This window comes from Roseofilum sp. Guam (assembly GCF_017746735.1).
GTDB classification, from domain to species: Bacteria; Cyanobacteriota; Cyanobacteriia; order Cyanobacteriales; family Desertifilaceae; genus Roseofilum; species Roseofilum reptotaenium.
In genome coordinates this window covers 1-19,438 of record NZ_JAGHZN010000015.1, presented here as the reverse complement: position 1 = coordinate 19,438, position 19,438 = coordinate 1, and the positions used below count along the sequence as shown (strand labels likewise).

Genomic DNA, 19,438 nt, shown 5'->3' with positions numbered 1-19,438 from the left:
CTGAATGCTAAAGTTTTAAAATCAAGGAGGATCACCTTTTGCCAAAATCCTATAGAGTTGCCATTCTGGGAGCCACTGGTGCAGTTGGAACCGAATTAATCGACCTATTAGCAACCCGTAATTTCCCTCTAGAGAGCCTAAAACTCTTGGCTTCTCCTCGGTCAGCGGGGCGTACTCTATCCTTTAGAGGGGAAACTCTGCCCGTTGAACCTGTAGCAGAGGGATGTTTCGACCAAGTAGATGTGGTACTTGCCTCAGCCGGAGGTTCAATCTCCAAAACTTGGGCCCCGAAAGCGGTGGCAGCAGGTGCAGTGGTCATTGATAACTCCAGTGCATTTCGCATGGTTCCTGAAGTCCCCCTAGTGGTTCCCGAGGTCAATCCCGAAGCGGCAGCGACCCATCAAGGAATTATTGCTAATCCCAATTGCACTACGATTTTAATGACGGTAGCTGTGTGGCCGTTGCATCAAGTGCAACCCGTAGAGAGACTGATCGCAGCGACCTATCAATCGGCTAGTGGTGCAGGGGCACGGGCTATGGAAGAGGTGAAAATTCAGGCCCAGCAGATTCTTAATGGCCAAGATCCAAAACCGGAACTGTTTCCCTACCCCCTAGCCTTTAATCTATTTCCCCACAATTCGCCCTTGAATGATGAAGGCTATTGTCAGGAAGAGATGAAAATGGTTAATGAAACCCGGAAAATCTTTTCAGCTCAAGATTTGCGGGTGTCCGCTACCTGCGTGCGTGTCCCTGTACTCAGAGCGCACTCAGAGGCCATTAACTTAGAATTTAAACAACCCTTCCCTGTGGAAAAAGCCAGAGAAGTCTTGCAAACGGCTCCAGGGGTGAAACTGGTTGAAGATTGGAGCGCCAATTATTTTCCCATGCCGATGGAAGCCACGGGTAAAGATGAGGTTTTAGTGGGTAGAATTCGTCAGGATTTATCCCATCCTTGTGGGCTGGAACTGTGGTTATGTGGGGATCAAATTCGTAAGGGAGCAGCTCTAAACGCGGTTCAAATTGCTGAACTGTTAGTGGAAAGAGATTGGGTTAAACCCCGTGAAGTGGCATTAAGTCAATAAAGTGAACCGAAAAATTATCAAGCGCATCAAAGAAAAAGGAGCATAAAAAGGGTGAGTAGTTTTGGACGAGTAATGACAGCGATGATCGCACCATTCTCGGCTGATGGCAGTGTTAATTATGATGTAGCACAGGAGTTGGCCGTTCATTTGGTGGACAATGGTAGTGATAGCCTGGTTGTTTGTGGTACAACGGGGGAATCCCCTACCCTAACTTGGGAGGAAGAACATGAATTGTTCCGGGTGGTAAAACAAGCTGTTGTAGGTAGAGCCAAAGTAATTGCCGGAACGGGATCGAATTCAACCTCAGAGGCGATTTCAGCGACCCAAAAAGCGATGGAATTGGGCTTAGATGGCTCATTGCAAGTGGTTCCCTATTACAATAAACCTCCCGCAGAAGGACTTTATCAGCATTTTAAGGCGATCGCCAAAGCTTGCCCCGATATTTCTCTTTTGCTGTACAATATTCCTGGACGAACCGGGCAAAACATGCCCCCAGAAACTGTAGCCCGTTTAGCAGAAATTCCGAATATCGTCGGCATTAAAGAAGCCAGTGGGAAACTCGATCAAGTTAGTCTTATTCGCCAACTGGTTCCCCCTGAGTTTGATATCTATTCTGGAGATGATTCCCTAACTTTACCCATGCTCTCGGTCGGTGGGCAAGGTGTGGTCAGTGTAGCCTCTCACCTAGTGGGTAAGGAATTGCAAGAGATGATTCAGTGCTTTGAAATGGGAAAGACCCAACAAGCAACGGCAATTCATTTGAAACTTTTTCCCCTCTTTAAGGCTCTGTTTCTGACAACTAACCCAATTCCAATTAAAGCTGCACTGGCTCTTCAAGGATGGCCGGTTGGCCAGTTACGTTTACCCTTAGTAGAAGCCCCAGACTCCATTCAAGCAGAATTGAAAAATGTCTTGAATCAGTTGGGTTTAAACTGAGCTGTTGGATCAGGAATAGAGTTAAAAATTGACCTAAAAACGGGAGGCAATCCCCACTATAAGCACCCCATTGGTTAGGAAAAAAAGTGATTGAAATGTCTCTTAGAGCGCAAAGCGCTAGGAAAAAGGCAAGAGCTTCTGGTACTCAAAGTGTGAACCTTTGATCCCGTACCTTAGCGCAGCGCATTTCATGTCCGCGACAGCAGAAATTGCTGTCACTTGAATCACATTTAAGGCTAAGTGCAACTGAACTTAGCCCATACATCTGTCACACTAAACTCGAAAAATTATGGTTAGAAAGAATCAAAAGTCTGCAATCAAAATTATTCCCCTGGGAGGCTTGCATGAAATTGGCAAAAACACCTGCGTCTTTGAGTATGAAGACGAAATTATATTACTCGATGCTGGATTAGCCTTTCCCACTGATGGGATGCATGGGGTCAATATTGTCTTGCCGGATATATCATATTTGCGGGAAAATCGCGATCGCATCAAAGGCATGATTGTCACCCACGGCCATGAAGACCATATTGGTGGTATTGCCTATCATCTGAAACAGTTTGACATTCCCGTGATTTACGGCCCCCGGTTAGCGATGGCCCTATTGGAAGGTAAACTCGAAGAAGCAGGAGTGAGCGATCGCACTGAATTGAGAACCGTCGGCCCCAGAGATATGGTACGGGTAGGGAAAAACTTTGTCGTAGAATTTATCCGTAACACCCACTCCATGGCCGACAGCTTTACAGTTGCCATCCATACTCCCCTCGGTGTCATTATCCATTCTGGAGACTTCAAAATCGATCATACTCCTGTGGATGGAGAACTGTTTGACCTACAGAAACTGGCCGAACATGGGGAAAAAGGCGTATTGTGCCTCATGAGTGATTCCACGAATGCTGAAGTGCCCGGATTTACGGCATCAGAAAGTTCCACCATTCCCAACCTCGACCGGGTGTTTTCCCAAGCTGCGGGACGGATTTTAGTCACGACCTTTGCCTCCTCCGTGCATCGGGTGAATATTATCCTGCAACTGGCGCAAAAACATAATCGAGTAGTTTCAGTTTTAGGGCGCTCCATGCTGAATGTCATTGCCCATGCTCGCAACTTGGGATATGTAAAATGTCCCGATGAGCTGCTGCAACCCCTACATGCCATTCGCAACTTGCCAGATGAAAAAGTGCTGATCCTGACCACTGGATCTCAGGGGGAACCCTTATCGGCTCTAACTCGGATTGCTAAACAAGAACATCGACAAGTTAAAATTCGCCAGGGAGATACGGTGGTCTTCTCGGCTAACCCCATTCCGGGTAATACTATTGCCGTCGTGAACACCATTGACCAATTGATGAAACAAGGGGCGAATGTGGTCTATGGCAAAAATCAAGGCATTCATGTTTCCGGTCATGGATGTCAAGAAGACCATAAGCTGATGTTAGCTTTAACTCGTCCGAAGTTCTTTATCCCGGTTCATGGGGAACACCGGATGTTAATTAAACATGGGCAAACGGCCAAAAGTATGGGCATTCCCGAAGAAAATATGGTGATTGTCGATAATGGCGATATGATTGAGCTGACCGAGAATTCCATTGAAATTGCTGGTAAAGTGTCCTCTGGTGTGGCTTTGGTCGATAATGCGGGTATCCTCCATGAACAAGTCCTCAAAGAACGGCAACAGTTAGCTGAAGATGGGGTGATTACAGTGGCTGCTGGTGTGAATTGGGAAGGGAAATTAGCCAACCGTCCCATGGTACATTTGCGGGGTGTGGTAACGTCCTTGAAACAACGGTATTTAGAGGATGCGATCGCCCAATCGATACAAACCACCTTAGATAATCGCTGGTCAGAGTTTGTGCGCTCTTTTGGTAAAGGACAGTTGGATGTCAGTTTCCATCGCTTGCAACAAGAAATCGAACACGATTTAAACCGACTCCTGAGAAGAGAATTGCGGAGTAATCCGTTACTTGTCTTACTGGTGCAAACCCCCGAAGATCTTCCTGGGGATCTCAAACCCCAAGAGAATGGTTCTAAAACGACTCCTCAAGCTGATGGTGTACCCCTGAAAAATCGGCGTACCCGTCCCCGGAGATCAGCCCAAGTAGCTTCTTAAGCAACAGTAATTACCTGAAGCAAGGGGAGTTTTACCAAACTCCCCTTTTGTCTTATAATGATACGGTTTATTCCCGATGCTGTTGGGTTTATTACTGGAGAACACTGTGAAAAAACTGCTATCTTGGATTATTGCGGCGATCGCAATCCTTTCCTTTTCTCTGTCCACACCTGCCCTCGCTGGTGATGCAGGGGCTGGCGCAGGCGTATTTTCTGCCAATTGTGCTGCTTGTCATGCGGGTGGTAAAAACTTGGTTAACCCCACTAAAACTTTGAGTAAAGCTGATTTAGAGAAATATGGAATGAATACTCTAGAGGCAATTGTTACTCAGGTAAGCAATGGGAAAGCTGCTATGCCTCGTTTCTTGGGTAAATTGAATGACCAGCAAATTGAAGATGTGTCAGCTTATGTTTTAGAGCAAGCTGAAAAAGGCTGGTAACCACTCCAAACAGGGTGTTGATTGAGATCGCATCCTGTTTTTAGAAACTCATTAAAAGAATACATCAGTTAGTCTTAGGCGATCGTGTGGTTTAAAAGCTTGTAGGAGTGAGAAATTAGTTTCTCACTCCTACAAGCTTTAATTGGTATACCCCCAAGGGAATTCGAATCCCTGTCGCCTCCGTGAAAGGGAGGTGTCCTAGGCCTCTAGACGATGGGGGCTTGATTTATTCACCTTAATTATCATAACTAAGGTTTTTCGATATGTCAACCCCCAGTGAGAATTTTTTTAGAGGGAGTGGGGAGGATCTTACAAGTGAATGATTATCTTTGTTCTGTCACTTGAAGCAAAAATTCTTCTCTTCAGACAAAAGTACAATGGTCACCGATGAAGATCATTTGACCTTGACGGAAGAAAAAACTCGCTTCTCTGCCAACAGTAGAAGTAAAAATGTAGACTTGGTGACTGGCGGCACTATTGTAATACTCTTCCAAGCGCCCATAAGCCTTTAGCCATGTAAGCATCTCCTCTTCTGTAAACCCCTGGAGATGCTCTCTAACTGCTTCTCGTTGCCCAACTAGATCGATTAAGTGGAAGTTGTTAGCCATACCAACATCATGCACTCAGTTGACCCCATAATATCCCCGCCAAGGACTCACCTGTAAAATCCCTTCCGGCGTAAACACCACCTTAAACTGGGCTAAAGGCTCGTCAGAACTTTCTGGCTCTTCAGAACGGCTGTTTTGGGTGACCTCTAATAAACTCGGTAGAGGAGTCCGATCTAAATAATCAAATGCCGCTTGATTCAGGGCTTCATAATCAGCAATTTCACCGTCTGGTTGCACGGCTACTCGATAATTGAGTTCTGTGGGGAAATCGGCTTCCCGAATCCGCACTCGATCAATTTGGTTATAGAGTTCCTGATTTAAATTTTCTAGTAAAAACGGATCGGTAATTTCCGGGCCTAAACTTTGAGATCCGGGCGGAAAGCCCTTCCAAGGACTGACCTCAACTACCCCTTTTTGGCGAAAGACAACTTTAAACTCAGCAATCGACTCCGCTTCTGCTCCTCCTTCATCGGTCGGAATATAAGCTAACTCTAACAAGGGAGTCAGTTGGTCATCTTGGGGAATCATGGCTTCATCTGTCCCTCGATATCCCAAAATTGCCCCATCTTGCCCTACGGCCACTCGATAGGTTAAATCTCTTTCTAAATCTTCGCGACTTTGCCAAGCCCGGTCAATATCTTCATGCAATCTTCGATTTAAAGTCCCTATTTCTGTTGCATCGGTAATTGAGGGTCGGCGTTCGACTAAAGTATCGATATCTTCAATCGTCGGCCGTGAAGAAGTCCGCCCAGTAGTTAAAGGATTAGTGGTAGTCGAGTCGGAAACCGTTAGGGCTGTCTCTCCATTTGGTTCTCGATCGCTTTGATCGGTATTTGGGGAAGGAGAGGGAGGTTCACCAGAGTCTTCAGACTCGGAGGCACCATGGGGTTCAACTTCCTCCAGGGTCTCCGGCCGTTCAATGTTGGGTATGGGCATAATCAGAAATAAGCCGGCTGCAACCGCCAAACCGACGACTCCTAGGGCAGCGGGAGCAGCTCGTTGAGGCCCTGGAATGGTGGCTTGTACATAGCGCTTAGGAGTGGGAGCTAGAGACCAGGAAAGGCTCGGCAAGGTTTGGGTATCGGCAAAAAATTGATCGACGGCTTCTACTAGGTCAAAGAGCTGGACATCACTTAATTTAACTTCTGGAGGGTTGGGAGAGGTCGCAGCCGGATCGGGAGTCTTCGTATTAATGCATAGGCGATGGTAATGGCCGTTGAGTTTTTCTAAGTGTATCCATTTTGGCCCGGGAAGATGCTCTTGGGGATAGGACACCCCACTGAGGACTTCTTGGGCATAGTGGCTAACTGCCCACACGAGGCTTTCAAAAAATTCTTTTCCCCCAGTTAATTTGACTCCAGCAATTTGGCATTCCACATTACTTAACATGGAAAGGGGCTGAAAATCTAAGGAACTGCCTTCATTAGCCTCACTCCATCCCCAGAGGGTTAAGTTGCAGTTGGGTAAATTGTATTGACGTTCGATACTCATACCACTTCTCCATCAAATAGGCTAATCCACAATCGTTGCATTCCTTTGGTTCCGGTACAAAATAGGAGTTGGCTTAGTAGAGATACACCGAGTTCATTTAAGGCTCGATCATTTTGGTATTGGGTGAGGGCAGAACGTTGGAGGTTCATGCGCGAGCGGAAATGGGCCCGGAAGCGATCGAGGTATTCGGAGAGCCGAAAATGGTGTTCTACGGAAAGGTGTCTTTCTTGCAGTTGATCGTAGGCAACGAGCAGTTGACGGATGAGGACCGTGCGTTTGCGGGCGAGGGTAGCGGCGATCGCCACTAATGCCTTAGCTTCTTCTATACTCAGAGAACGACGCATATGGGCACGGCGAAAGGGATTAGTGCTGCGTAAGCGCCATAGGCTAACACGATTTTGAATGATCTCTTGAAGTTGGAGGGTTTTGGAGGTAGCGAGCATGGCTTCCGATCCCCCTAAATCTAGAGCTTCAAGAGCTAGTAGAATCAGATCGAGATGCCAGCGAGTACGACGGGGACATTCTGGGGAATTGAGAGGGGGATCGACCAAGTTCTCCAGAATTAAGGGAGTGGTATTGAGGGGTGGACTGTTGGTTTGCATTGGGTTCTCAAGAAACATTCAAATCGTGTTAGATACTGCCCTTGTGGTGAACTGTTCAACTTCAAGGACGCACGATCAGGATCTCTGATGACGTAATGAACCGGGTAAAAGAGGACAGGGGTTAATCAGACCATCAAAGGGGAACACGATCGCTAATACTCATATGAGTCAATCTGGGATGCTAAGTGCATATTACCGGATCGCTCACCCTTTGTTCTAGATTAACCTTTAGAGGCGATCGCTGTCTTCTCCCTTGTTCTAGGAATCAGGTAGGATTGGGAAGCATTGGTTCTGATAACCTGATAAGCACAGAAATAATATTTAGATCATGGATATTCAAGAGATTCAGACTCTGATTCGGGATATTCCCGATTTTCCTAAACCGGGGATTTTGTTTCGCGATATTACCACACTGTTGAAGCACCCCGAAGGGTTTCGCTCAACGATTGATTTATTGGCTCAACGCTGTGATGAGCTTTCGCCAGACTATATCCTGGGAATGGAGTCACGGGGATTTATCTTTGGCACAGCAGTAGCGTATCAATTGAATTGTGGTTTTATTCCAGTCCGCAAGCCGAAAAAGCTACCCGCCCCGGTTTATCAAGTCAGTTACGATCTCGAATATGGTCAAGATCAGTTGGAAATGCATCAAGATGCCCTGCAAGGGGGCGATAATGCTCCGCATCGCTGTCGCGATCGCGTCGTCGTCGTTGATGATTTAATCGCTACTGGGGGAACCGCGCAAGCCACGGCAAAACTGGTAGAGCAAGCCGGAGCAGTCTTAGCCGGATTTGTCTTTGTGATTGAATTAGAAGCTCTCGAAGGACGTAAAAACCTCCCCAATGTCCCGATTTCTAGCTTAATCCAATACTAGATGGGTAATAGGGAATAGGAGATCGCAGTGTCCCCGTATTTCCCCATCCCCCTATCTCCTCATCTCCCCACTCCCCCATTCCCCCACTCCAATCCATGAACTCTACCCTCTCCTACAATCTCCGGGGACTTTTTGGTAATGAAGTCTTCCTCTACATCAGCAAACGGGTATTACAAGGCTTAATCACCCTTTTATTAGCCTCTGCCTTAAGCTTTACCATTATTCAACTTGCCCCTGGCAACTATATCGATACCCTGCGCCAAAATCCCCAAATTTCCCCCGAAACCCTGGAACAACTCTCCCAACAATTTGGCTTAGATAAACCTGCCTATCAACAGTATTTTCGCTGGCTCTGGAGTATCTTTAGATACGGAGATTTTGGTCAGAGTTTTGTCTATCAGCGCTCTGTTGCTTCCCTGCTCTGGGAGCGCATGGCCAATACCCTGTTGTTAGCTATTATATCTCTGGTGATTAACTGGGCGATCGCCCTTCCATTAGGTATTGTTGCTGCCCTCAAACAAAATACCAAACTCGATCAAAGTCTGCGAGTTCTCAGCTATATTGGGCAAGGATTTCCCAGTTTTATTACCGCCCTTGCCTTGCTCTTTTTTGCCCAAAGTGTTTCCCCTCTTTTACCCGTCGGAGACATGACGAGCATCTATTTTTCTGACTTAACTTTAGTGGGCAAAATTCTTGATATTGGTTGGCATATGATCTTACCCGTATTAGCCCTCAGTATTACCGGATTTGCTGGACTCCAGCGCCTCACAAGAGGACAATTTTTAGACGTTTTGCGCCAAGATTATATCCGCACTGCCCGCGCCAAAGGCTTACCGGAAAATCGCGTTATTTATGTTCATGCTCTGCGCAACGCCATTAATCCTCTGATCACTCTTTTAGGTTTTGAATTTGCCACCTTATTAAGTGGTTCTTTTATCACCGAATTTTTCTTTAACTGGCCGGGTTTAGGGCGCTTAATTCTCAGTGCTGTCCAATCCCAGGATTTGTACTTAATTATGGCCAGTCTGATGATGGGGGCAGTGATGCTCATTATTGGCAATTTAATTGCCGATCTGATGTTAAAGTTTGCCGATCCTCGCATTCGTTTAGAAGATCTCAAATAAATTATCCATCCTATTTCGCCTATGGCCTTTCAAACCTATTATCTGATTCGCTCTCAAAATGACGGTCAATATATCACGGCTCGTTTAGGAGATCAAAACTATCTGTTACTGTTCCAACAAGATTTTGAAGCCTACAGTTATCTCAATACCCATGCCCCCGATATTTCCCATCAATTTACCGTTGAATCGTTAGTTGGTTCCCAGCTAAACGCTCTACTCAATCGATGGGGCTATCGGGGCATTGGATTAGTTCAAGATCCCTTAATTCCTAGGGTAGAATTTATGGCACGAGAGTCTTCTCTTGACAATTAGCTCGTGGGGTTGAATTGAGTCGGGTCTTGATCGCGACGATCGCGCACCGAAAGGGGAGTCCCTTCGCCATCACCCACTAGCGCTGCGGTACTTTCTAAGGCTTCCCGTAACCGTTTAGCGGCATAAATCGACATATCCCTCGGAACACTAATGCGATCGCGCAAATAACGTAATCCGATATCCGATCCTGATGGTGGGGGACACTTCTCTCCCTTAATCAAGTAGGTTAAAGCACAACGCAGCGCTTCATCAAACAGGTGATCGTCGGCGGGATTCACTTGAATAATATTCTGACGATGCTTCAGCACTCGGTGAAGAGCTTCTTCTCGGGAGGTTTCCGGCTCTGGATAGGTTACATCTGGCAATCCCAACCAAGGGCCACTATCCACCCGTTTCTGATTCTCCTGAGTTTCCAGTTCCTCATTTGGGTAACAGCCACCCATTTGTGGAGGTAAATCATGGGCATGGGTATGAAAATCGCTTTGGGTTCCTCTATAGGTTGGGCGAGTTTCCATGGCATCAAACCAGTTGGAAAAATGGGGATTTTCCTTGCGCAGGCAATACCCTTTGTAGTAGTACAAACTCGCGTTCATCCGCTCAACATAGGGCGTGAAAATGATATCCACCGTGCCAAAATCCTCTAGGAAATAGGGGCCAGGCATACGGCTCAGAGCCTGTTCTACGTCGGCAACTACACTAATAAATTTTTCTTTGTGCCGTTGGTCATCACGGGGCGATCTCCTCGGATAGCACAGCCAACTACACCAGGCCCGAAACAGTAACCGTTCTAGTCTGCGCAGGGGGATCACCTGGGAATCCTCCATCCCGGCACCGTTCAGGGGGCCAAACGCCTGTTCTAAGGCCATTAAAATATCATCACTTTCGGTAATCAATTGGCCGTCCAACTCGATCGCCGGAAGCATTCCCGATCGCACTTTTTCTTTATACCACTGTTCTTTTTTGCCATAGCAGAACATGGTTACTTTGCGGATACGATAAGGAATCTGTTTTTCCTCTAGCCATAACCATACCTTTTGGCAATAGGGACACCAAGCATGATGATCTCGATAGAGTGTAACCCGCACATCCGATTCCGAGTGACCAAATAGGCGTAAATTGGATTGGGCATTGGTCGGGCCATTGACTCGATCGATCGTAAAATGAGTGAGCGATTCTAGTTCTGTCCAGGTTAAGACACTCATGGGCGGATGATAAAAATAACAGGAAGGATAATCCTATTCAATATAGCGCTGTTATTTGTCAGCGATCAGAGACCCACGACCCGCACACCAATAGTATTGAGCCTAACTTCTGGTTTCGCTTCCATCGTATTACTACTCGACTCCGGTTGAACTGGGATGCTATTTTTGAACCCAAGCCATGACCACAGACGCGGCCATCTATTCTTTTTAAATTCTTGTTTAATGCCATAACTGGCATAATACAGTGGAGAAGAGCGACGATGGGCACTTCGACAAGCCCAAGGATAAATCATCCAAGACCCCCCACGTATGACGCGATCGCTCCCCTCGGTGGGACAATCGAGACTGTTATCGAGATCATTATCCTGCCAGCGATCTTCACACCACTCCCATAGGTTTCCATGCATATCGTATAACCCCCATCCATTGGCAGGAAAACTGCCGACGGGTAAGGTTTTATAAAGACATTGACCTTTGGGAGCTTCCCCGTAACTATAGCTGGCATCATAATTAGCCAGCTCGGCAGTCAGGGTTTCACCGCAATGAAAAGGAGTCACTGTTCCTGCACGACAAGCATATTCCCATTCGGCTTCGGACGGTAAGCGATAGGATTTTCCAGTGTATTGGCACAGTCGGGCGCAAAATTCCTGACACTCTAACCAGGAAACACTTTCTACAGGTCGGTTTTCTCCTTTGAAACTGGAAGGATCGGGGTTTAGGGAGCGATGTATTGGGGGAAAGGACGCTACCCTAAACCATTGGGCCTGAGTGATTTGAAATTTACCCATGTAGAACGGGGGTAAGCTGACGGAGTGCTGGAGTTTTTCCTGGTATCCCATGAGAAAGGTTCCACCCGCGATCTCCACCATATCCAAAAAGATGCCTTCTCCTAAATCTTCTCGGTAATATTTTGCTTGCCGAGTTTCCCGCTCAATGATTTTTCCTTGATGGTTCACCGTAACGGTTTCAAACTCGAATAAAGACAGTTGAGGTTCTACCAATGACCCATTACCTATGACCAGCACGTAGAACTTACCGGGCCATACCAAAGAGAGAACCAAAAGAGCGGCCCATATTCTTTGGATCTAAAGCATCAACGGCAGCAGTAGGTTCATAGCCACAATGTACCATGCAATCAGCACATTTAGGATTGCCACTGCGATGACCATATCGGTCCCAATCTGTATTATCCAGTAATTCTTGGAAGCTTTGATAATAGCCTTCATTAAGCAAATAACAGGGCTTTTGCCAACCTAAAACGCTATAGCTGGGACTTCCCCAAGGGGTACAGTCATAGTCTTTTTCACCCAGGAGAAAATCTAAAAATAGGGGATTATGGTTAAAATTCCAAGCTTTTTGACCGGCTTTGAACGGAGCAAGAATTTCCCGAAATAGCGCTTTGGTTTGTTCCCGTTTCAGGAAATGGTCTTGATCGGGGGCCCAGGCATAACTATAACCGGGAGAAATCATCATCCCATCAATGTTTAAGGTGGCGAGAAAGTCAAAGAATTTTTGTATCTCTTGGGGGTCAGCACCCTCAAAGACTGTGGTGTTGGTGGTGACGCGAAATCCTTTGGCTTTAGCCGCGCGAATTGCTTGTACGGCTATATCAAACACGCCTTCACGGTCTACACAGCGATCGTGTTGTTCCTGTAAGCCATCAAGGTGAACACTCAAGGTTAAATAGGGGGAGGGCTGAAACCGGTTTAAATATTTCTCCAGTAATAATCCATTGGTGCATAAATAAATAAATTTTCTGCGCTCAATTAATCCCTTGACAATTTCCACAATTTGTGGGTGTAAGAGAGGTTCGCCTCCAGGAATGGAAACTACGGGCGCACCACATTCTTCGACGGCAGCAAAGCATTCTTCTGGGGTAAGATGTTGTTTGAGAATTTCTTTAGGATGCTGGATTTTTCCACATCCGGAACAGGCTAAATTGCATCGAAATAGGGGTTCAAGCATTAAGACTAGGGGGAATTTTTTCCGTCCTAATAGTCTTTGGGTGACTAAATATTTTCCGACTTCAATGGCTTGTTGTAGGGCAATGGCCATAATGGCTCCTCTTACGGTAACGGGTTATCTGGGGATTTAGTATAGTTGAAAGTTCCTGATTTCTGCAATCTTCCTATTACTCATTACCCAATTACCTAATTACCGCGCGAAGTACTATATTTTTCGATTTTCTAGACGAAAGAGCCACACCATGAGGGCAACTACACCAATTTGTAGAGCTAGGTTGCCTAAAGTGGTGCTGAGATCTTCTCCTGAAGCGAGTTTAGCGAGGAAAATGAAGGCTCCGATTAAACCGGATGTGGCAAAGGTGGCGTAAATAAATTGACGTAATCCCCGATAAGGTGCTTTGGCTTCAGCTTTGAGGCGAGCATATTTTTCTGGACTTAGGGAAGATTTGCGGCTGCTTTTGGATCGAGGAGAATCGGACGGCATGGGTTTTGATGCTAAAAAGTCTGGGAAAATTCTACCATGGAGATGGCTTAGGGCCAGGAAAACCAGAGTATAGTAGAAAGTCTAGGTTTAAATCGAGATGTTTGAACAATTAATGGAATCTGAACGTAAAGTTAAGAGTGTTTACACCGATGGAGCGTGTTTAGGAAATCCCGGGCCAGGAGGATGGGCTGTGCTGGTCAATTTTACAGATGGCTCCATTTATGAAATGGGGGGATCGGAGGCGGATACGACGAATAATCGGATGGAGTTGCAGGGAGCGATCGCCGGATTAAGGTTAGTGGTGGCTTCGGGACAAACCGAAGCGGTGACGGTCTTTACGGATAGTGACTATGTGCGTAAGGGAATTACCCAATGGATTCGAGGCTGGAAAAATAAAGGCTGGAAAACGTCCCAAGGAAAACCGGTACAAAATCAGGATTTGTGGGAAAGTTTAGATCAGTTAAATTCTAAGATGGTGTTGTGGGAATATGTGCCAGCTCATACGGGCGATCGCGATAATGAACGTTGTGATGAGATCGCCAAAGCCTTTGCCACAGGTCGCTCTCCCGCCTTAAAACAAGCTTTAGAAACCCAAAAGCGATCAAGTCTTTCTCCCCTAAATGGGCAGAACGCGCTACAATCCACGGATGTTGCTTTAAACGGTAGCATGACAGATGTAAATGCCCCTTCCAATCCTACGTCCTCCGAAAACACGGAGAATTTACCCCGTGATGTACGGGTTGGACAACTGCGAAATCTAATCGAAACCTTACGCATTGCTGACGAAATTGCCAGTCACGCTTATTTAATTACTAGCTCGGAGTTGGCAGACTTAATGGATGTCAACGCTAGTGCGGTTACCAGTCGCGGCGATCACTGGGTTTGGCGAAACTGGGTGGTTTCGAGGGTTCGACGTGAGGGAAATCAAATCCTATGGCAACTTGAGAGAGTGGATTAGATTCTGAGGCCATATCTCGATGAAGATGCCCTTGACAAGGGGCCTCCAGCCCCTTGCCTCCCCTCTGTAGTGTCCCGCTAACCCCCTATCCCCCCATCGGGCGGTGCATCAACTATTTCGTAGCTCGTAACATCGATCGCATCGATAGCTTCCGTGGGTTCAGATGAGACGGTTTTGGGTTGAGGAGTCTGCTTTTGCGTCCATTGACGTACTTGCTCAAAATTAGAGGCAATAGCCAATAGTCCCCCCGCAACAATAAAGACAGGAAGGGGAACTGATAGCGCTTTGAGCTGTTGAAAGATTTCAGCTAACACTAATAGAAGGACAAAACAGCTAATCCAGAGTCTCATGGGTTTCTGATTGGGTTGATAGCACAGCTATTGACTATACTATACTCGACTATACTTGATGATTCTCCCAGAGTCCCTGGTAGATGAAAGCTTGTTGTTGAATGAAGAGGTTGATCATGGTTGATGCACAATACCGGTTAGTCACTCGCAGTGATTTTGATGGGTTGGTCTGTGGGGTTCTCCTCAAAGAGCTGAATTTGATTGATGAGATTAAGTTTGTCCATCCTAAAGATATGCAGGATGGCAAAGTCGAGATTAGCGATCGCGATATTACCACCAATTTACCCTATGTTCCAGGAGCGCACTTGGTTTTCGATCACCATTTGAGTGAAACCATACGCAACACCTCTCAACCGGAGAATTATATTATCGATCCCGATGCCCCTTCGGCCTCACGAGTGGTTTATAACTATTATGGTGGAAAAGACAAGTTTACTGATATTTCTGAAGAGATGATGACGGCAGTGGATAAAGCCGACTCTGCCCAGTTTTCTGCCGAAGAAATTCTCGATCCTACCGATTGGGTTCTGCTCAATTTTATCATGGATGCCCGCACCGGCTTAGGCAGATTTAAGGAGTTTAGAATCTCCAATTATCAATTGATGATGGAATTGATCGATTATTGTAAATCTCACACGATTGAGGAAATTTTAGCCCTCCCCGATGTGCAAGAGCGAGTCAACCTCTATCGACATCAGCAGGAACAATTTAAGCAACAATTAAAACGTTGTTCCCAAGCTTATGGTAAATTAGTGGCGATCGACCTGCGGAACGAAGAAACGATTTATGCCGGGAATCGGTTTATGATTTATGCCCAATATCCTGAGTGTAATATTTCCATGCATATTATGTGGGGATTGAAACAGCAAAATACCGTTTTTGCAGTGGGTAAATCGATTCTGAATAAGACTTCAACTCTCAATATTGGTGAATTGATGCTACAACATGGAGGGGGAGGCCATGCGAATGCGGGGACTTGTCAAATTGATAATGACAAGGCGGAAGAAATCAAGGCTGAATTAATCGATAAACTTCAGAATACCTAGCATAATGCTACACGCGGGTAATGGGAGTATTACGTCTCTCTCCCAACCCTTCTTTCACTGGAGAGGGATACCAATTCGCGCCACTGATATTTTAGAAATGTTCGCCTTCCTAAAGTTTTAGCAGATTGTCCGGATTTAGAACGAGCAGGGGATTACCTCTTCTTATTTTTCATCACTGATTTGATCATTTTTGAAAAACTCTTATCTTTTTGTCGTTTTTCAAGATAAGACATTTGATTGAATTCCGACTCTTTTTTCATCTTCATATAATTTTGATAACGTTGTTCGGACAGATCTCCAGCTTCTATAGCAGTAAGAATGGCACAACCTTTTTCATGAGTATGAGAACAGTTAGAAAATTTGCAGCTTTGCGAAAGCTCTACAATTTCTGAGAAGGTTTCATCGAGTCCCTCATCTACAGACAGACTACCAAGCTCTCTCATTCCTGGGGTATCTATTATCATCGCTCCACTTTCGAGGCAAACTAATTGACGGGTGGTTGTCGTATGTCGCCCTTTGCTCTGTATTTTGCTTACGGGTTGTGTTTCATATTTTTCAATTCCTATGATGCGATTAAGTAAAGTTGTTTTACCGACACCAGAAGATCCTAGCAAGCAATATGAACATTCTTTCTTTAACAAGCCAATAACTGAATCGATATTATCCGGATTTAAATTGCTAAACTCCATCGCAAGAGTGTGAGGAGCAATACTCAGAACTTTTTTCTTTATTTTATCTATCTCTTCCTTGGAGATCAGATCGCATTTACTGAGAAGAATAATAGGCTCAATTCCACTTTCATTGACCATAACCAGATAGCGCTCGAGCCTTCGTAGATTAAAATTCTCATTCAAAGATTGAATAATGAAAGCAACATCAATATTTGCAGCTATCGACTGAAAATTTACTTCCTTTCCAGCCGTCTTTCTCTGTAGCAGAGTCTTTCTTGGGAAAACACCATATATAATGGCATGGCTATCATTATCGAAGAAATCGGCATATACCCAATCACCAGTAGTCGGAAGGTCGTATGCTAACTCGGTACGGTAAAGAAAATTTCCTGATAATTCAGCAAATATCTCTTTCTCTCCCTTCGTCACAGTATAGCTGTCTTTATGTACAGAAACTACCCGTGCAACATCGTGAGCAGCAATCATTTCATCATCCACTTGACTCTTAAACCAGTCATCATACCCGAGGCTTTTCAGATCGTCCATAATTAGATTGATGTCTTTTTTTGTTATTCCTAACCCTGAAATTATACGATAAATTAGCATGATATATCTTGAAGAACTAAAGGGTTAGAATTGCGCTCCGTTTAAATTGGCATCGCTTAAGTCTGCATGGGTTAAATCAGCGCCCTCTAACTGAGCATCAGACAAGTTGGCTCCCATGAGTTTGGCTTGCCTTAAATTCGCGCCTCTGAGGTTGGTTTGGCTTAAATTAGCAAAGATAAATTTAGTGCCTTGAAGTTGGGCGTTTTCTAGGTTGGATTCCTGGAATTCGGTGCGGATAAAGTTGGCTTGGGATAGGTTGATTCCCGGTAAATGAGAGCCTTTGAGGTTCATGCCTTGGAAGTTTCGATCGCCGGCTGTGTAGCGATCGATTACTTCGCTGATATCGGTGATGGAAAGAGAGCGCTGAGAGTGTTTTGGGAGGGTAAATGTGAGGGAATTTTCTGATCGCAGAAGTTGATACAGTTCTTGATAAAGCGGATAGTTCCCCACTCCACTAATTGTAACCCAAGCTCTGGTGCGAGTTAAGGCAATAAATAGGTGATTTCTGAGGGATAAATTGCTCTCATCTTGGGCAATATGATCCAGGGCGATCGCGTAAACCATGTCTGCCTCATTTCCCTTTGCTTTCTCAATTGATGAAACCGTCACGCAACCTTCACTCCAAAAACTATTCTTTGAGCCAGAATCCTGCTTTTGTCCAGGAAGATAGACATCTATCCCCTGTCTAAAGAGTACCTCAACCACCATTGGCTCCAGTTGGCGCGTCTGAATTCGAGACCCCAAAAGAATGACCAAAATATCCCGACTTGGTTTTAGTCCATCCTGGCGTAAGTTTTGCCTTAAATGATAACCCAGATTCGCTAATTCTTCCTGGCGCGATTCATAAGCTTGAAACTCAATCAGCGCTGATGAGTCTAACTGACTGACTGGATTGAGATCGGTATCAAACGGACGAGTGAGGGTAATCGATTTTCCAGGTAATAGTTCTCCCTCCACTTTAAATCCTAGGGCTTGCCAATCGGATTTTTGACACAACTGAGTTAAACATCCTTGGGGGCGAAAAATGCCCATCGTAATGCCATAGGCAACCCTTAACACTTGCGCCGGAGTACGATAGGATTTACAGAGGATTTCGGTTTTGGCAATATTCCCTAAATGAGAGCCATTTAAAAGATGTCCTAACTCCGCGCCAAATAAATCGAGAACAGTTGTCATCTGTTGGGGATCGAGATGTTGATATTCATCCATTGTCCAAATCAAACGCCGTTGCTCTGGATATAAGGGATTGCAAGAGCGCAGAGACTGGTAAGCTAACCAATAAAAGGGTTGCTTTTGTTCAAATTTGATGCTATCTTGGACTAAGAAATCCTGCCCCTCATCTATAAAAATTGCATCAAAAACTTGGGGTATTTTTCCTCGACGGAGAAGGTCAATACACACCTCAGCTAACGCTTCATGTGGCGCAGATCGTAAGGCATCAGAAACGGTGCGAGGAGAGACTCCAGACAGACGAGATAAAAAGCGATAAAAACCGGGTTGTCCTTTGGCTCCCCAACCGTGAAAAACGCGCAGATTTCGGTTGCGGGAAGAATAGCTGACTTGCCCCTCACTAAAATGGAGTAACCAGCGATCGAGTTGCTCGGTAATCGTTTGGTAAAGACTGCGGCTAAAGAAGACGATCGCGATTTTCCAATCTCGATGTTTCAAGTGCATGTGAGCTGCTTTTTGGCAGAGAATTACCGTTTTCCCCGATCCGGCAATACCGCGAATTCGTTGCACTCCAGGCGGAATAGTTTTGGCGAGAGTTTCCTGGGCTAAATCAAGTTGGGAAAACTGCTGCCTGGCTTGGGCTAAAATTTCGGCGCGACTGGGAGAAGGATATAAGCGCCATCGGTTACTGGAATTAGGTTGAAAAATGGGAGTACCACTCATTAAGGACAGCAAAAGTTGCCATTGCTGTTCGCTTAGGGAGGTGCCTGGAGTTAGGGGACTGATGTTTTTAACGCGATCGCAAAATTGGGCAATGGCAGTTAAGCGCAGATGGTTTTCAAACAGAATAGGAGGAGCCGAAATGAGGCGATCGAATTGCTTCTCGTGCCACTGTTCTTGGGTAATATAAGGTAGGGCAACGATCGCCCGACTCATCAGACAAGACGTTAACCCGGGTTCTCGCTCGCACAATCTCAGAATCGCCCAAACCTGCTGCTCGGCTTGTTGATAGGGCGATCCGGTTTTCTGATAAAATCCTTGATAGTGCCAACGATGACCGGTAATTTGGGCGATTTGGTGAATCCGTAAAGACTTCACCTCAATGACAACGATTCCCAATTGGCGATCGAGAATCAGAATATCCGGCTCTTTGCGGTGTTTTCCTTGGGCAGAAAACAGAGGATAGCGCCAATAGGCAAGACAGGATCTGTCGCCAAACACATCCTGAACCCTTTCCCATACCCGAAACTCCCCTCGCTCTCCTCCATTTCCAGTAAATTCAGTGGTAATAAACTGCCCCTTCCCCATGGCTCAGTTACATGAAATCTTTAGATACAGCAGTTTCCTCTGCTATGAGGTACATTAATGACGGTTTTTAACGATAGCTAGAATAGCTCAAAGCGCCACCGAGT

Annotated in this window: 19 protein-coding genes and 1 tRNA gene; 9 read left to right on the top strand and 11 right to left on the bottom strand. The window is 45.7% G+C overall.

Annotated elements, in window-relative coordinates:
- Positions 1–38 precede the first annotated feature (38 nt).
- The 4 genes from J7529_RS07160 (at position 39) to petJ (ending at position 4,564) form a co-directional block, all read left to right on the top strand.
- A complete protein-coding gene (locus tag J7529_RS07160) occupies positions 39–1,082 on the top strand; it encodes an aspartate-semialdehyde dehydrogenase (protein ID WP_318728417.1) in 1,044 nt (347 codons plus the stop codon).
- A 51-nt stretch (positions 1,083–1,133) separates the two neighbouring features.
- Positions 1,134–2,018 carry a 4-hydroxy-tetrahydrodipicolinate synthase gene (gene dapA / locus J7529_RS07155; RefSeq protein ID WP_318728416.1) on the top strand — a complete coding sequence of 295 codons (885 nt, stop codon included), beginning with the start codon at positions 1,134–1,136 and terminating at the stop codon, positions 2,016–2,018.
- Between the two features lie 289 nt (positions 2,019–2,307).
- On the top strand, positions 2,308–4,125 hold the full coding sequence (locus J7529_RS07150) for a ribonuclease J (RefSeq protein ID WP_318728415.1): 1,818 nt from the start codon (positions 2,308–2,310) through the stop codon (positions 4,123–4,125).
- 106 nt (positions 4,126–4,231) lie between these two features.
- On the top strand, positions 4,232–4,564 hold the full coding sequence (gene petJ / locus J7529_RS07145) for a cytochrome c6 PetJ (protein ID WP_271944188.1): 333 nt from the start codon (positions 4,232–4,234) through the stop codon (positions 4,562–4,564).
- Positions 4,565–4,712: 148 nt separating this feature from the next.
- Here petJ and J7529_RS07140 read toward each other — a convergent pair.
- The 4 genes from J7529_RS07140 to J7529_RS07125 form a co-directional block, all read right to left on the bottom strand.
- Positions 4,713–4,785, bottom strand: a tRNA-Glu gene (locus J7529_RS07140).
- A gap of 141 nt (positions 4,786–4,926) precedes the next feature.
- On the bottom strand, positions 4,927–5,172 hold the full coding sequence (locus tag J7529_RS07135) for a hypothetical protein (protein WP_318728414.1): 246 nt from the start codon (positions 5,170–5,172) through the stop codon (positions 4,927–4,929).
- A gap of 15 nt (positions 5,173–5,187) precedes the next feature.
- Positions 5,188–6,663: a DUF4335 domain-containing protein gene (locus J7529_RS07130; RefSeq protein WP_318728413.1), complete on the bottom strand. Its 1,476-nt coding sequence runs from the start codon at positions 6,661–6,663 to the stop codon at positions 5,188–5,190.
- Entirely contained in the window at positions 6,660–7,265 is a 606-nt protein-coding gene (locus J7529_RS07125) for a DUF3038 domain-containing protein (protein WP_318728412.1), read from the bottom strand. Before J7529_RS07125 ends, J7529_RS07130 begins: the two co-directional genes overlap by 4 nt.
- Positions 7,266–7,593: 328 nt before the next feature.
- Here J7529_RS07125 and J7529_RS07120 point away from each other — a divergent pair, with 328 nt between their 5' ends.
- The 3 genes from J7529_RS07120 to J7529_RS07110 all read left to right on the top strand — a co-directional run bounded on the left by J7529_RS07120 (position 7,594) and on the right by J7529_RS07110 (position 9,575).
- Complete coding sequence (locus J7529_RS07120; protein WP_318728411.1) at positions 7,594–8,139, top strand: adenine phosphoribosyltransferase; 546 nt, start codon at positions 7,594–7,596, stop codon at positions 8,137–8,139.
- A gap of 95 nt (positions 8,140–8,234) precedes the next feature.
- Positions 8,235–9,263, top strand: coding sequence for an ABC transporter permease (locus J7529_RS07115; RefSeq protein WP_318728410.1), 1,029 nt, complete (start codon positions 8,235–8,237; stop codon positions 9,261–9,263).
- Between the two features lie 21 nt (positions 9,264–9,284).
- Positions 9,285–9,575: a hypothetical protein gene (locus J7529_RS07110; protein ID WP_318728409.1), complete on the top strand. Its 291-nt coding sequence runs from the start codon at positions 9,285–9,287 to the stop codon at positions 9,573–9,575.
- Here J7529_RS07110 and J7529_RS07105 read toward each other — a convergent pair.
- The 4 genes from J7529_RS07105 to J7529_RS07090 all read right to left on the bottom strand — a co-directional run bounded on the left by J7529_RS07105 (position 9,572) and on the right by J7529_RS07090 (position 13,225).
- Positions 9,572–10,777: a glutathione S-transferase family protein gene (locus J7529_RS07105; RefSeq protein WP_318728408.1), complete on the bottom strand. Its 1,206-nt coding sequence runs from the start codon at positions 10,775–10,777 to the stop codon at positions 9,572–9,574. The two genes, J7529_RS07110 and J7529_RS07105, sit on opposite strands and share 4 nt — an antisense overlap.
- 65 nt (positions 10,778–10,842) lie before the next feature.
- Complete coding sequence (locus tag J7529_RS07100) at positions 10,843–11,778, bottom strand: formylglycine-generating enzyme family protein (protein ID WP_318728407.1); 936 nt, start codon at positions 11,776–11,778, stop codon at positions 10,843–10,845.
- A gap of 31 nt (positions 11,779–11,809) precedes the next feature.
- Entirely contained in the window at positions 11,810–12,832 is a 1,023-nt protein-coding gene (gene hpnH / locus J7529_RS07095) for an adenosyl-hopene transferase HpnH (RefSeq protein WP_271944205.1), read from the bottom strand.
- 114 nt (positions 12,833–12,946) lie between these two features.
- Positions 12,947–13,225: a DUF3493 domain-containing protein gene (locus J7529_RS07090; RefSeq protein WP_271944207.1), complete on the bottom strand. Its 279-nt coding sequence runs from the start codon at positions 13,223–13,225 to the stop codon at positions 12,947–12,949.
- A 97-nt stretch (positions 13,226–13,322) separates the two neighbouring features.
- Here J7529_RS07090 and rnhA point away from each other — a divergent pair, with 97 nt between their 5' ends.
- Entirely contained in the window at positions 13,323–14,183 is an 861-nt protein-coding gene (gene rnhA, locus J7529_RS07085) for a ribonuclease HI (RefSeq protein WP_271944209.1), read from the top strand.
- Positions 14,184–14,260: 77 nt separating this feature from the next.
- Here the strand turns inward: rnhA and J7529_RS07080 are convergent, their stop codons facing one another.
- On the bottom strand, positions 14,261–14,533 hold the full coding sequence (locus tag J7529_RS07080) for a hypothetical protein (protein WP_318728406.1): 273 nt from the start codon (positions 14,531–14,533) through the stop codon (positions 14,261–14,263).
- 116 nt (positions 14,534–14,649) lie between these two features.
- On the opposite strand from J7529_RS07080, the gene J7529_RS07075 reads away from it, so the two are divergent.
- Entirely contained in the window at positions 14,650–15,579 is a 930-nt protein-coding gene (locus J7529_RS07075) for an exopolyphosphatase (RefSeq protein ID WP_318728405.1), read from the top strand.
- 152 nt (positions 15,580–15,731) lie between these two features.
- Here the strand turns inward: J7529_RS07075 and rsgA are convergent, their stop codons facing one another.
- Both rsgA and J7529_RS07065 read right to left on the bottom strand, forming a co-directional pair.
- Positions 15,732–16,796, bottom strand: a complete 1,065-nt coding sequence (rsgA, locus tag J7529_RS07070) for a ribosome small subunit-dependent GTPase A (RefSeq protein ID WP_318728404.1) — start codon at positions 16,794–16,796, stop codon at positions 15,732–15,734.
- 84 nt (positions 16,797–16,880) lie between these two features.
- A complete protein-coding gene (locus tag J7529_RS07065) occupies positions 16,881–19,334 on the bottom strand; it encodes a pentapeptide repeat-containing protein (protein ID WP_318728403.1) in 2,454 nt (817 codons plus the stop codon).
- Positions 19,335–19,438 lie beyond the last annotated feature (104 nt).

Coding starts and splice junctions, on each gene's coding strand:
- J7529_RS07105 (WP_318728408.1), bottom strand. CDS start 10,777: ATGAGTGTCTTAACCTGGACAGAACTAGAATCGCTCACTCATTTTACG.
- J7529_RS07075 (WP_318728405.1), top strand. CDS start 14,650: ATGGTTGATGCACAATACCGGTTAGTCACTCGCAGTGATTTTGATGGG.
- J7529_RS07080 (WP_318728406.1), bottom strand. CDS start 14,533: ATGAGACTCTGGATTAGCTGTTTTGTCCTTCTATTAGTGTTAGCTGAA.
- J7529_RS07065 (WP_318728403.1), bottom strand. CDS start 19,334: ATGGGGAAGGGGCAGTTTATTACCACTGAATTTACTGGAAATGGAGGA.
- hpnH (WP_271944205.1), bottom strand. CDS start 12,832: ATGGCCATTGCCCTACAACAAGCCATTGAAGTCGGAAAATATTTAGTC.
- J7529_RS07125 (WP_318728412.1), bottom strand. CDS start 7,265: ATGCAAACCAACAGTCCACCCCTCAATACCACTCCCTTAATTCTGGAG.
- J7529_RS07110 (WP_318728409.1), top strand. CDS start 9,285: ATGGCCTTTCAAACCTATTATCTGATTCGCTCTCAAAATGACGGTCAA.
- J7529_RS07130 (WP_318728413.1), bottom strand. CDS start 6,663: ATGAGTATCGAACGTCAATACAATTTACCCAACTGCAACTTAACCCTC.
- J7529_RS07115 (WP_318728410.1), top strand. CDS start 8,235: ATGAACTCTACCCTCTCCTACAATCTCCGGGGACTTTTTGGTAATGAA.
- J7529_RS07090 (WP_271944207.1), bottom strand. CDS start 13,225: ATGCCGTCCGATTCTCCTCGATCCAAAAGCAGCCGCAAATCTTCCCTA.
- J7529_RS07135 (WP_318728414.1), bottom strand. CDS start 5,172: ATGGCTAACAACTTCCACTTAATCGATCTAGTTGGGCAACGAGAAGCA.
- J7529_RS07150 (WP_318728415.1), top strand. CDS start 2,308: ATGGTTAGAAAGAATCAAAAGTCTGCAATCAAAATTATTCCCCTGGGA.
- rsgA (WP_318728404.1), bottom strand. CDS start 16,796: ATGGACGATCTGAAAAGCCTCGGGTATGATGACTGGTTTAAGAGTCAA.
- J7529_RS07120 (WP_318728411.1), top strand. CDS start 7,594: ATGGATATTCAAGAGATTCAGACTCTGATTCGGGATATTCCCGATTTT.
- rnhA (WP_271944209.1), top strand. CDS start 13,323: ATGTTTGAACAATTAATGGAATCTGAACGTAAAGTTAAGAGTGTTTAC.